This is a genomic window from Hymenobacter nitidus, from assembly GCF_020447315.1.
Classification (GTDB): Bacteria; Bacteroidota; Bacteroidia; order Cytophagales; family Hymenobacteraceae; genus Hymenobacter; species Hymenobacter nitidus.
In genome coordinates this window covers 15,918-29,349 of record NZ_JAJADQ010000009.1, presented here as the reverse complement: position 1 = coordinate 29,349, position 13,432 = coordinate 15,918, and the positions used below count along the sequence as shown (strand labels likewise).

General features: G+C 63.1%; 6 protein-coding genes. All 6 read right to left on the bottom strand.

Features of this window, described 5'->3' with window-relative positions:
- Positions 1 to 73: 73 nt before the first annotated feature.
- Positions 74 to 2,191: an RICIN domain-containing protein gene (locus tag LGH70_RS16695; protein ID WP_226187874.1), complete on the bottom strand. Its 2,118-nt coding sequence runs from the start codon at positions 2,189 to 2,191 to the stop codon at positions 74 to 76.
- A gap of 139 nt (positions 2,192 to 2,330) precedes the next feature.
- On the bottom strand, positions 2,331 to 3,800 hold the full coding sequence (locus tag LGH70_RS16690) for a glycoside hydrolase family 30 protein (RefSeq protein WP_226187872.1): 1,470 nt from the start codon (positions 3,798 to 3,800) through the stop codon (positions 2,331 to 2,333).
- A gap of 31 nt (positions 3,801 to 3,831) precedes the next feature.
- Positions 3,832 to 5,265: a glycoside hydrolase family 30 protein gene (locus tag LGH70_RS16685; protein WP_226187869.1), complete on the bottom strand. Its 1,434-nt coding sequence runs from the start codon at positions 5,263 to 5,265 to the stop codon at positions 3,832 to 3,834.
- Positions 5,266 to 5,456: 191 nt separating this feature from the next.
- The gene (locus LGH70_RS16680; protein WP_226187866.1) at positions 5,457 to 6,968 is read right to left on the bottom strand and encodes a RagB/SusD family nutrient uptake outer membrane protein; all 1,512 of its coding nucleotides are present in this window, start codon (positions 6,966 to 6,968) and stop codon (positions 5,457 to 5,459) included.
- A gap of 13 nt (positions 6,969 to 6,981) precedes the next feature.
- The gene (locus LGH70_RS16675; RefSeq protein WP_226187864.1) at positions 6,982 to 10,233 is read right to left on the bottom strand and encodes a SusC/RagA family TonB-linked outer membrane protein; all 3,252 of its coding nucleotides are present in this window, start codon (positions 10,231 to 10,233) and stop codon (positions 6,982 to 6,984) included.
- 363 nt (positions 10,234 to 10,596) lie between these two features.
- Positions 10,597 to 13,407, bottom strand: a complete 2,811-nt coding sequence (locus tag LGH70_RS16670; protein ID WP_226187861.1) for a substrate-binding domain-containing protein — start codon at positions 13,405 to 13,407, stop codon at positions 10,597 to 10,599.
- Between the last annotated feature and the right edge of the window lie 25 nt (positions 13,408 to 13,432).

Below are 13,432 nucleotides of genomic sequence, written 5' to 3'. Positions count from 1 at the left end.
ATGATAGAATATGCGCGGGCAGGCCCGCTATTACGGCCGGCACCGAAGCGCCGGCCGTAGTGGGAAATCGGGGCTAGTGGCTGATAACGAGGCGGCGCTGGAGCTGCCCTTCGGGCGTATCCAGGCGCAGCACGTACACGCCGGCCGGCAGCGTGGCCACACTGAGACGGAAAGAATTCAGACCCGTGCGCACTGCCGTTTCAGGCCGTTGCAGCACGGTTTTGCCCAGCATATCCACCAGCCGTAGGGCTACTGTGGCGGCCTGGTCGGCGGTGTACTCGAAGGCCAGGCTGGCATCAACGGTAGTGGGGTAGAGCTGCAGGCGGGCATCGGTGGCCGAGCCGGCCGTGGCCAGCGTGGTGCGGGCCGCGCCCTGGTCCGAGAAGTACCAGCGCTGGTTGTTGCCGCCGCCGTAGGTCCACTGGTGAATGGCCGCGCCGTCGGCGGTGGAGTTGTTGGAGACGTCGAGAGCTTTGCCGCTGTACTTGTTGAGGATGCGGTAGGTCCCGTCGCCGTTGCTGATGATCTGCCAGTACTGGCTGTCCTGGCTCAGCCAGTCCCACTGGTGGGTCAGGGCACCGTCGGCAGTGCTGGGGCCGGCCACGTCCAGGCTCTTGTTGCTGTTCAGGTTCACGATGCGCACGTAGCCGCTGCCGGCGTCCACGAGCTTCCATTTCTGGCTGGCCGTGTTGGCCCAGCCCCACTGCTGCACCCGGCCCCCGTTGGCGGTAGAGTTAGCCGAGATTTCCATCGTTTTGCCCCCGTTCTTGGAGCTGATCTGGTAGATGCGCCCGATGGCCGGGCCGCTGGGCGTGCTGCCGGTGCCGTTGTAGTTGCCGCCGCCGGGGTAGTTGACGATGCCGTTCTGGTTCGGCGACACGGCCGCCACGGTGGTATTGGGCACGCAGTTGGCCCACTGAATGTTGATCAGCGCCTGGTTCAGGCCGGCCGGCCCATCCACCACGTAGGGCGGGTTGATATGCATGAAGGCCGGGTTGCTGCGGTCCTCGAAGCGCTTGTAGGTCCAGTGGCACCAGCCAATGCCGACGGAGTTCAGGTTGCGGGCCGCGTCGCGCATCCAGGTGTCGGTATTTTCGCCGGTTTCCCCAATCCAGACGGGCACGTTGTGGGTCGAGCGGAAGTTGCGCAGGTCGCCGATGAAGCGGATGTTGTTGGCGTTGCCCCCGGTCGAGTTCACCCCGTTGTCCATCAGGTAAGTATCGCCGCTGTAGCGGTGCGAGTTGTACACCAGATTGGAACGGTTGGGGAAGGTAAACGGCTCCATGTAGTTGTAGTCGTTGCCCCAGCCGTTGCCTTCGAGCAGAATCAGGTGGTTGTCGCCCTGGCCCCGGATAGAGGTAATCAGGCGCTGGTACACGTCGTGAATCTTCTGGTTGCTGGGGTAGTTGTTGGGCTCGTTGATCAGGTCGTACATGGCCACCCGCGCGTCGTTCTTGTAGCGGTTCGACACGAAGCGCCAGAGCCGGTCGAGCACGTCCTGGTTGATCTGGCGGTTCCAGAGGTCGTTGGCCACAATCTGGTCGGCAATGTTAGCGTCGGTGCCTTGGGAGCCGGGCACGGCGTGCATGTCCAGCACCACGTACATGTTGTTGGCCTGGGCCCAGGCCAGGGTGTTGTCAATCATGCGCAGCGCCTCCATGTTGTTGGGGTCGGTAAAGAGCTGATTGGCGTTGTACCAGCTGGTGAGCTGGCTCACGTAGGAATCGTACGAAACGGTGCCGAGCATCACCTTGGTGCGCACGGCCCGCTGAGCCGGCGTCAGAAACAGCTCGTAATGCAGCGGCAGGCGCACGCAGTTAAAGCCCTTCGAGGCAATGTAGTCGAGGTCGGGCTTGGTAATGAAGTTATTGCGGTAGTTTTGGTAGAAGGTTTCGATGGCCGCCTCGCTCATGCCGGCGTTGTAGAGTGAGCGTTTCACCATGCCCTGGGTTTTCTTGCCCCCGATGCCGTCCCAGTTGTACTTCATCATGTAGCCCTCCTGCACGCCCCAGTTGCCCAGGTTCATCCCGTTCAGAATTACCTCCTGGTTGCTGGCATTCACGATGCGCTGCCCGTCGGCGCGCAGGAAGCTCTGGGCGGTAGCAGGTTCGGCCAGGCTCAGGCCGGCGGCCAGCACCAGCAGGTTGCGCAGCCGGCGCACGGGGCCGGCCAAAAGCGTAGTCTTGTTCATGTTCTGTGGGAATTTTGGTTGTGGAAAAAAATGGGAAACAGAGCGGCGAACAGGTGCGAAAAGCGGGTAGGCGGGGCGGGAAACGGGTACTTAGGCGGTAGGCAGCGAGAATGAGGTGAAGAAAAGGCAGCGTGCGGAGCTACCACACGTAGGTGCCCACGGCGCCGGCGGCCAGCGTCGAGCTGACCACCTTGCCGCGGTACTGAATGTCGAAAGTCTGGGTAGCGCCGCTGTTCTGCACGATGAGCACCTTGCGGCCGTTAGGGGCTTTGAAGGCCACGTTGGGCAGGTTGGCAGGCAGGTTGGTGGCAATGCGCACCGAGCCGGGCCGCACGAACTTGCTGGCGTGGGCGATGGTGTAGTAGGCCGTGTTGCGCGACACGCTGCTGCCGCTGATGGTCAGGGCTCCCAGGCAGTTGGAACAGCCGCCCTGGGTGTGGGGGCCGTAGTTCTGGTCGGCGGCCAGGTTCCACTCCAGCACGTTCTTGCTCCAGTTGCGCGTAGCCCCGATGATGAGGTTATTGATGTGCCAGCTGAAGTCACCGGCAAAGTTGCCGGGGCCGCCCACCCACTGCTCGGTGAAGTACACATCCTTGTTGGGGTAGGCATTGTGCACCGTGTTCAGGGCGCTGATGTTGCCCGCGTAGAGGTGAAAGGCCGAGCCATCCACGAAGGGCCGCACCGCCGCATCGGCCAGAATAGCCAGCGGATAATCGGTGCGGTCAAGGTTGTGGTCGTATAGGATGATTTTGGTGTTGAGCCCGGCCGCCCGCAGCGCAGGGCCCAGGTTGTTCTTGATGAAGGTGCCCTGCTCGGCGGCCGTCATGTAGAGGCTGGGGTTGTTGTCCGGGTTCAGCGGCTCGTTCTGAATCGTTATAGCGTCGAGCGTAATGCCCTCGGCCTGCATGGCCCGGAGGTATTTGACGAAGTACTCGGCATACACGGCGTAGTATTCGGGCTTCAGCGACCCGCCTTTCAGGCTGCTGTTAGTCTTCATCCAGGCCGGCGCCGACCACGGGGAGCCCAGAATCTTGAGAGTAGGGTTCAGCGTCAGAATGTCCCGGAGCACCGGAATCAAATCCTTTTTGTCGGGGGCAATACTGAACTGGGCCAGCGTGGGGTCGGTCTGGCCGCCGGGTACATCATCGTAGGTAAACTCCTTGGCATCCAGGTCGGAAGCGCCGATGCTGATGCGTAGGTAGCTGACCCCGATGTTGGTTTCGTCGGTGGCAAACAGCTCCTTGAGCAGGGCCGTGCGGGTGGCCGCGTTCAGCTGGTTGATCAGCGTGGCGCTGCCCCCCGTGAGCGTGTAGCCAAACCCGTCGATGGACTGGTAGGTCTGGGTGGTGTCCACCACAATCGTGGGGTTGTTGCCAGTGGCGGCCTGAAAATTCAGGGCCAGGGTGCTCTTGTGAAACAGGGCGCTCTGGTCGGTTGTCGTTAGCCACAGTGCTACCTGCGAGGGACCGGTAGTGGGCGGCGTCACGACGCCGCCACCCCCACTGCCCGGGGCCGGCGCGTCACCCGGCTTCGAGGTGCAGCCGCTCAGCAGGCCGGGCAGCAGCAGGGCCGTGGCCAGGGTAGTCAGAATTCGGTTCGTCGTTTTCATGCGGAAGAAGAGGGGCGGGAAAAAGGGCGGATTACCAGACGTAGGTGCCCACGGCGCCGGCCGGCAGCGTGGTAGCAAAGGCCCGGCCCTGGTGGCGCACCTGGAAAGTCTGGGCCGTGGAGTTGTCGTTCTGCACCACCAGCACCTTGTTGCCGTTGGGGGCTTTGAAGGCCACGTTGGGCAGCTTTTCGGGCAGCGTGGAGCCAATGCGCACCGAGCCGGGGCGGGCAAACTTGCTGGCGTGGGCAATGATGTAGTAGGCGTCTTCGCGGGTCACCTTATTGCCATCCAGCGTGAGGGCGCCACGGCACTCGGTGCAGCCGCCGGGTGTGTGCGGGTTTTGCTGCGGGTCGGCGGCCAGGTTCCACTCCAGCACCGTGCGGGCCCAGTTGCGCGTGGCCCCGATGATGAGCGTGCGCACGTGCCAGGGTAGGTTTTCGGCAAACTGGCTTTTCGAGCCCACCCACTGCTCCGTGAAGTAAAGGTTCTTGTCGGGGTGGGCGTCGTGCACCTTGCTCAGGGCATCAATCTGGCCGGCGTACATGTGGAAGGCCGAGCCGTCGATGTACTTCTTGGCTTCGGGGTCGTTGAGAATCGTAAGCGGGTACTCGGGCTTGTCGCAGTTGTGGTCATACACGATGATTTTCGTGTTAATCTTCGCTTTCTCGAAGGCCGGGCCGAGGTGCTTTTTCACGAACTCGGCCTGTTGCTCGGCCAGCATCAGCAGGCTGGGATTGTTGCCGGGGTGCAGGGGCTCGTTCTGCACCGTAATGGCGTCGATGCGGATGCCCTCGGCCTGCATGCCCTGCACGTATTTCACGAAATAGCGGGCGTAGGCGTCGTAAAACTCGGGCTTGAGCGAGCCGCCCTTGGAGTTGCCGTTGGTTTTCATCCACGTCGGCGGCGACCAGGGGGAGCCCATCAGCTTGAGGCTGGGGTTGATGGCCAGAATCTCCTTGAGCACCGGAATCAGGTGGGGCTTGTCGGGGGCCAGGCTGAACTTGACCAGCGTGGGGTCGGTCTGGCCGGCGGGCAGGTCGCTGTAACTAAACACCTGGGCATCGAGGTCGGAGGCCCCGATGCTCAGGCGGAGGTAGCTCACGCCGATATTGTTGCCGTCGGTACCAAACAGCTCCCGCAGCAGAGCCTGGCGCTCGGGGGCGCCCATGCGGTGCAGCAATTCGGCGCTGCCCCCGGTGAGGCAGTAGCCAAAGCCGTCGATAGATTGAAATGTCTGCTTGTCGTCTACTTCAATAACGGCTCCGGCCGCGGCCTGGTCAGTGCTCCAGGCAGGCGCGGCCTGAGCCTGAAACAGGGCTGATTTATCGGTCGTGGTCAGCCAAAAGGCCGCGCCGGTGCTCGGCGTGGCCGCAGTGCCGGCCTGGGGCAGGCGCTGGCAGCCGGTACCCAGGCTCAGGGCCAGTAGCAACAGTAGGAAGGAAGCAGAAGCAGGAATTCGAAGCATAAGCGAGGGTGGAGAGCAGAAAAGCGGGTGGTAAATCAGCGCGGAAAGCGCCTCAGTATTGGGCAAAAAGGGAGAAGCCTGCGGGCCGGTTTCGTTTCTCTCCCATACCGAAACCGGCCCCGGCTTCGCGCGGTCAGGCCTGTCCTCGGCCGCGCAAAACAAAGCCAGGGGCGTTACAGCGCCCCCAGCAATTAATACCCAGGGTTCTGGGTCACGTTCGGATTATTATTGGTTTCCTGCTGCGGAATGGGCAGCAGCAGGTAGTTGGCATCGCGCCGGCCCAGCTGGGCCAGAATCTCGTCGAAAGCATCCTTAGGGTGGTTCACCGACGGCGTGGCCGCTTCGTGGCGGGCGTAGCGCAGCAAATCAAACCACCGCTCGCCCTCGAAGGCCAGCTCCAGGCGGCGCTGCCGGTCAATTTCATTGCGCAGCGTAGTCTGACTGGCGGCTTCGGGCGAGGTCGAAGTCAGCTCCGTGAGGCCGGCCCGCGTCCGCACCCGGTTCAGGGGCACCAGGGCAGCGGCCGACTGGTTTTGCTCGTTCAGGGCTTCGGCCTGCATCAGCAGCACGTCGGCAAAGCGCAGCACGTAGGTGTTGTCGGCCGAATTGAAGCCGTTCGGGTTGCCCGACCACTTGTAGACAAAAGCCCCCTTGTCGTTGTCGTTGGACGCGTTCTTGCCGCCATTAATGAAGCTGACATGGTCGCGCCCCCCAGGCTTCACGCCCACGAAGGCCCAGCGCCGGTCGGTGCGCCGCTGCTGCGGGTCGGTGGCGAGGTAAGTCGCAGTATCGGCTCCGTTAGGGGCGCCGCCCAGCAGCTCCGGGGTCGGGATGTTGAACTTGGGGAAAGAGAAGGTGGCGGGCGGCGCGGGCAGGGCCACGTCGGGGAAAATGTTGCCCCCGTCGTCGGCGCCGGCAAACTGCACCTCAAACACCGATTCACGGTTATTATTGGCCGGGTACAGCTCCTTGGGCGTGCCGGCCAGCACGTAGAGGTTGCTGCTGATGACTTTCTCGGCGGCGGCGGCGGCGGCACCCCAGTTGCGCTGGGTGAGCTGCACGCGGGCCAGCAGGGCGTTGGCCGAGCCCCGGGTGGCGCGGCTCCGGTCGTTGGCGCTGCCGGCCGGGGCCAGCTCGGCGGCCTGGGTCAGGTCGTCCACGATTTGCTGGTACACCTGCTCCGTGCTGGCGCGGCCCAGGTTCAGGGCGCCGGGCTCGGCCGTTTCGGTGGGTTCCAGGCGCAGGGGCACGCCTCCGTAGAGGCGCACCAGGTTGAAGAAGTGCAGGGCGCGCAGGAAGCGGGCCTCGCCCAGAATCTCGTTTTTGCGCGCCGCCGGCATCTCAATGCCCGGCACATATTTTATAACCGCATCGGCCCGGTTGATGCCAATGAAAGAGGCCGTATAGATGGTGCGCACCTGCTTGGTAGTGGGCCGCCAGATAAACTTATCCAGGGGTATCACGTCGTCGTTACTGCTGGTGGCGTTGTCGGAGGGCATTTCGCCGATGGCAATCAAATCCAGGCCGTAGGTGCCTTCCTGCTGCAGCGCGTCGTAGGCGGCCGTAATGGCGGCTTCGGCGTCGTCGCGGTTCTGGAAGAAGTTGACGGGCGTAACGCTGGGCAGGGGCTGTTTTTCCAGGACACTGTCGCAGCCCGTGGTGAGCAGCACGGCGGCCAGAATGGGGTATACTATCTTTTTCATGGGTGGGAGTCGGTTAGAAAGTGGCATTCAGACCTACCGTGTAGGTGCGCGACTGGGGGTACACGCCCAGGTCGCGGCCAAAGCCCGTGCTGGAGAAGGGGTCGGCGCTGACCTCGGGGTCGTAGCCGGTGTAATCGGTCCAGGTCAGCAGGTTCTGGCCCGTCACGTAGAGGCGGATGCCGCTGATGCCGGCTTTCTGAATCAGGCCCGTGGGCAGGGCGTAGGCCAGGGTCAGGTTTTTGAGGCGCACGTAGGTGCCATCCTCAATGAAGCGGTTCGATACCTGGTTGTTGCCGGCCGGGTCGCTGAGCACGGCGCGCGGCACGTCGGTATCCCGGTTGGTGGGCGTCCAGCGGTTCAGCACGCGAGTGGTCTGGTTCAGGGCCTGGTACATGCCCTCGGTGCTGCGGCGGTTCTCGTTGTAGATATCGTTGCCGAACGAGCCCTGGAAGAAAACGCTCAACTCCAGACCTTTGAAGCTGAACGTGTTGGTGACGCCCGCAATGGATTTGGGGTTGCTGTTGCCAATCACCGTGCGGTCCACGTCACTGATTTTGCCGTCGCCGTTCAGGTCCCGGAAGCGGATGTCGCCGGCCCGGGCCGCAGGGTTCTGCTTTTTGGCCTCGTCGTCGGTCTGGAAGATGCCGTCGGTCTGCAGGCCGTAGAACGTACCCAGCGGCGAACCAGCCTGCACAATGGAATAGTCACCGATAATCCGGCGCTCCGACTCCACGCCCTGCTCGTTGCGCACGGTGCCGATGTCGATAACCTGGTTGCGGTTCAGGGTGAAATTCAGCTGGGTCGTCCAGGCGAAGCCGCCGTTTTCGGCCTGCACGTTGGTCGTGTTCAGGCCCAGCTCGATGCCCTTGTTCTCCACCTCGCCCAGGTTCTGGATGATGACGGCCGTTTGGTTGCCGCCCTGGGGCTGGGCGCCGCTGCTCAGGGGCAGGGGCACTTCAAACAGCAAATCGGTGCTGCGCTTGCGGTAGAAGTCAGCCGTGAAAGTCAGCTTGTCGCGCAGCAGGCTCAGATCTACGCCGAAGTTGGTTTGCTTGGTCCGCTCCCAGCTCACGTCGGCATTGCCGATGCGCTCGGGCGAAATGCCGCCCGCAATGCTGCCGCCGCCACCCTGGTAGCCCGCCCCCGAGCCGTAGGTGGTGAAGCGGGCGTAGTTGCCGATTTCCTGGTTGCCGTTTTCCCCGTAGGAAGTGCGCAGCTTCAGGTTAGATACTATGCTGGACTGCGGGAAGAAGCTTTCCTTGCTCACGTTCCAGCCCAGGCTCACGGCCGGGAAGTAGCCGAAGCGGTTGTTTTTGGCGAAGCGCGACGAGCCGTCGGCGCGCAGGCTGGCAGTAGCCAGGTAGCGCCCGTCGAAGTCGTAGATGGCGCGGCCGAACACGCTGAAGAGGCCCCACTCTTCCTCGTAGCTGCTCACCGAGCGGTTGGCCGTGGCCGCGTAGAGGTAGGGTACGGCGTTGGACGGGAAGCCCGTGCCGCGGGCACTGGACGTGAAACGGTTCGAGGCCTGCACCGACTGGCCGGCCAGCAGCGTCAGGCGGTTCTTTTCGCCCAGGGTAAGGTTGTAGGTCAGCGTGTTCTCATTCAGCCAGATTACCTGCTGGTCGGTGCCGGTGCGGGCTTGGCCCAGCGTGGCCGGGTCGGGCGTGGTGGTCTGGCGGTTGCCGGGGAATTCGCGCGTCACGTACTCATTCTCCACCTGCGAGCGGAAATCAATGCCGAGCGAGGAGCGCAGCTGCAGGTTGCTCAGGATGTCGGCCTCGCCGTACACGTTGCCGATGACCTGGTAGATAAGGGCCTTGTTGCGGGTTTCCAGCAGGTTCCCCACCGGGTTGTCGAAGCTGCTGTTGAAGGGGTTGGTGGCGTAGGTGCCGTCGGGGTTGCGCACCGGCAGGGTCGGAATCTGCGTCAGGGTGCCCACCACGGTGCCGCCGTTGCCGGCGCCGCGCTCCGAGCGCACCGAGCCGTTGTTGTTGGTGCGGCTCAGGTTCAGGTTGGAGCCGATGCGGAAGCGCTTGGCCACTTCCTGGTCCAGGTTCACGCGGAAGCTGAACCGGTCGAAGCCGGAGTTCAGCGCAATACCTTCCTGCTTGAAATAGCCGCCCGACACGTAGTAGCGGGTTTTATCGGTGCCGCCGCTCACGTTCAGCTGGTAGTTCTGCATGGAGGCCGGGCCGTACACCTCGTCCTGCCAGTCGGTGTTGGCGGGCAGGTTGTTCAGGTCGGCGTAGGCCGCCGTGCCACCCGAGTTGATGCGGGCTTCGTTGTAGTATTCGGCAAACTGGCGGGCGTTGAGCAAGTCCAGCTTTTTGCGCAGCTGCTGCTGGCCGTAGTACATACTCAGGCCTACCTGGGCCTTGCCGGCCTTGCCGCGCTTGGTCGTCACGACCACCACGCCGTTGGAAGCCCGCACCCCGTAAATAGCCGCCGAGGCGCCGTCTTTCAGTACTTCGATGCTCTCAATGTCGTTGGGGTTAATGGCGTTCAGCGGGTTGGGCGACTGGTTGCTCAGGCCATCCAGCTCCCGCTCGTAGGTGGGCAGCACGGGCACCCCGTCGATAACGTAGAGCGGGCTGTTGGAGAGCTGCACTGAGGAGTTGCCCCGGATGCGCACGTTGATGCCCGAGCCCGGCGCGCCACTGGGCGAGGTCACCTGCACGCCCGGCGTCTGGCCCTGCAGGGCCTGGTCGAAGCCGGCCACCGTTTGGCGCTCAATGGCCTTGGCATTCACCGACGAAATAGCCGTCGTCAGGTTCTGGCGGCTCTGGGTGCCGTAGCCTACCACCACCACTTCGCTCAGGGCTTGCATGTCTTCGCCCAGCGTGGTGCTGCCTAGCTGCAAAGGCTGGCCGTCGACGACCGTAATCGGCAGGCGCGCCGTTACGTAGCCCACCGAGGAAATAACCAGCGTCTGGGCGCCGGCCGGTACATCCTGAATTAGGTATTCACCATTGGTATTGGTAGCGCTGCCGAGCGTGGTACCGGCTACTACCACGGTCACGCCGGGCATGCCTTCCCCTTTCGAGTCTACCACCCGGCCACTCACCGGGCCGGTGGCCAGAAAGGCCGAGTACATTTCGTGGGCGGCCAGTACCCGAGTGGGCAGCGCGGCCCGCACGTGTTCCGTTACGGGGCCCGCCGTCGGATGGGCCATGGCCACGCTCGTAAGCAGCAGGCTTCCCAGGGCCGGGGTCAGCAGCCATCTGACAGGCCGGGAGCCGTGGGGGAATTGGAGTAGAAACGGCATAGTACAGTGGGTTAAATGATGGGAGAGGGAGCAGAGCGGAAGTTCCGTACGATGCCTTGGCGGAGTAGCCGGGCGGGTCGGAAGCATCCTGGGTAAATGGGTAGGGGAGAGCGTGAGCAGGTCAGCAGATGACCTGCGGGGCCAGATTTGTGCTGCAAACGTTTGCAGTTAGAGCACACGGCAGAACCACCGGCTTGGCACAAAATTCAGCTACTGCTCCGGCTTGGACTTGCTGATTTGTTTCAAAATCCGTTCAAGGATGAAATTCCCCGTAGTGGCTTGTTTGTCAAATGATTAGAAATGAAAAAACCGAGCCTGTTACAGGCTCGGTTTAACTTTTCTTGCAGCACTTTTGAGAATAGCTCAGTGCTGGGGCGCGATGTGCAGGGTTCGGAATTCGGAGGGCGAAATCTGGTAGCGGGCCTTGAAGCTGGTGGAGAAGTAGGAGGGCGAGGAGAAGCCCAGCTCGTAGGCAACTTCCGCAATCGTCAGCGTACCGTCGAGCAGCAGCTCCCGGGCTTTGGTCAGTCGCAGGCTCTGGATAAAGTCGGTGACGCCGGTGCCCAGCACGGCCTTGACTTTGCGGTAGAGCTGCATGCGCGAAATGCCCAGACTGCGGGCAATATCCTCTACCGCCAGATCGGTTTTGGTCAGGTTGGCTTCCACAATGGCCGTGAGGTCGTGCAGGAATTTCTGGTCGGGGTTGCTGGGCGCCACCGTAGCCAAGTCCACGCTCAGCTCGCGGCGAAAATGCTCGCGCTGCCGTGCCCGGTTGGTCAGCAGGGTCCGCACACTCTCCAGCAAAAAAGTCGGATTGAAGGGCTTGGTCAGGTAGAGGTCGGCGCCGGCCTGCACACCTTCTACCTGTTGCTCGGGCGCGTTGCGGGCCGTAAGCAGCACCACCGGAATGTGGCTGGTGCGCCAGTCGGCGCGCAGCTGGGTCACAACTTCCAACCCGCTGAGGCCCGGCATCATCACGTCGCACACGATTAGGTCCGGAATCAGGTCGGTAGCCATCCGAAAGCCGGTGTGGCCGTCGGTGGCCGTCTGCACCCGGAAGTCGGTGCGCAGCTTGCGGGCCAGAAAGTCATTCACTTCAGAGTTGTCCTCAATAACGAGTACCAGCGTCTCGCTGCCCGCTTCCGTCGTCACCGAATCAGCCTCGAGGCCAAAGTCCGTGGGAATGGCTTCGGGCTCGTCCAGGGTGAGCAGGGTGGGGGCAGCCGGCTCGATGGAGCGCAGCTCGGCGGGCAATTCGCGCGGGAGTACCACCACAAACGTGCTGCCCTGGCCAGCCTGACTGCTGAACGTCATCTGGCCCTGATGCAGCCGTACCAGCCCCTGGGCTAGGGCCAGCCCCATGCCCGAGCCCTTGGCTACCGCACCCTGGTCGCCCTGGTAAAACCACTCGAAGATGTGGGCCCGGTCCTGGTCTGAGATGCCGCGGCCGGTGTCGGCCACGCTGATGCGCACGGTTTTGCCCTCCTCACCGGGCTGCAGGCTCACGGTAATCTGGCCCTGGTCGGGGGTGAATTTCAGGGCGTTGCTGAGCAGGTTGAGAAAGACCTTGTCCAGAATGTTGCCATCGAACCAAGCTTTCAATTCCGGCTCGGCGGCCAGAAACCGCAGCTGCACGCCCCGCAGACGGGCCGGCTTCTCGAAGGCATCCACGATTTCGCGCACGAAAGCCACCAGGTTGCCCTCCGTAGCCCGCACCGACATCTTGCCCACCTCGATTTTGCGGAAGTCCAGCAGCTGATTCACCAGCTGGAGCAGGCGCTGGGTGTTGCGGCGCACCAGGGCTAAATCCTGGCGCTGGGCCGAACTCAGGTCGGGGCTGCTGGTGAGCAGCTCTTCCACCGGACCCAGAATCAGGGTGAGCGGGGTGCGCAGCTCGTGGCTGAAGTTGGTGAAGAAGCGCAGCTTGGCCTCGGTATCGGTGCGGGCCTGCTCGGCCAGGGCCTCAAGCTGGTTGCGCTGCTGACTGATTTCCTCGTTCTGGCTGACCAGCTGGCGGTTTATCTTGTCATTTTCTGCGTTCTGCAAGGCCAGCTGCTCGTTGATAAGCCGGTTTTTGCGGGCCGAATTCCAGGCTATCATGCCCAGCACCGTGGCGCCCAGCAAAGTGGCCAGCAAGCCGTAGAGAATGGTCTGCTGACTGGCATAAGTGGCCTGCAGGCGCTGCAAGAGGCTCTGCTGCCGCTCAATGTCCTCTTGCTGGGTCACCATCTTATCGGTCTGCTGCTGCATCGTCCGCACGTTGGTCGAGTCGATGACGATGGTGCCCAGGGTATTTTCGCGCTTGTAAGGCTGCTTGTTCAGAATGGCCAGGGCCGTCCGGATGGCGTCTTCCCCGCCCGGCGAGTAGAGCACTGAGGCCGTCAGCACCCCGCGCTGCACCAGGTCGAGGCCCTCATTGCGGCCCGCCAGGCCATCTACCCCAATGATGTTGATTTTCTTGGCCAGGCCCAGTTGCCGGCACACTTCGTAGGCCCCACGGCCCATACCATCGTTGTGGGCAAAAATGAGGCTCACGTCCGGATGGGCTTTCAGAGCCGTAGCCAGCGCGGGTAGCGTCTTTTCTGTCCAGTCGCCGGTAACCTGGCTGACCACCCGCAGGCCGGGGTGGGAGCCCAGCGCCTGGGCAAAGCCCTGGTGCCGGTCGGTGGTGGCTGAGGAGCCGGGAGTGCCCAGCACTTCGATGATGCTGCCCTTGTGGTTGAGCAGGCGGGCGGCGTAGCGGGCCGCAGTTTGGCCTACTTCCAGGTTGTCGCCGCCCACGTAGGCCGTGTACTGCTGCGAGGCCGTGCGCCGGTCGAGCAGCACCACGGGCACCCCACGGCGGTGAGCTTCCTCCACGGCCGGCGTCACGGGCCCCGCCTCGTAGGGCGACACGATGAGCAAATCGATGCCGCCGCGGACCAGCTCCCGAATCTGCTGCTGCTGCTGCTGGCTGTTGTCGTGGGCATTAACCACGCGCAGCTCTACGTCGGGGTGGAAGCTCAATTCCCGCTTCATGCCGTCGAGCATAGCCTGCCGCCAGGGCCCGGTGGTGCTGCACTGCGAAAACCCGATGCGGTAAGCCTGTACCTGTTTTTGCGGTGCGCAGGCGGCTAGCAATGCCAGCAAGGGCAGCAGCAGTAGGGGCAGAAAAACGGGAAAGGGGCGAATCAAAGCTCTGGCTGCGGTATCGGTAATT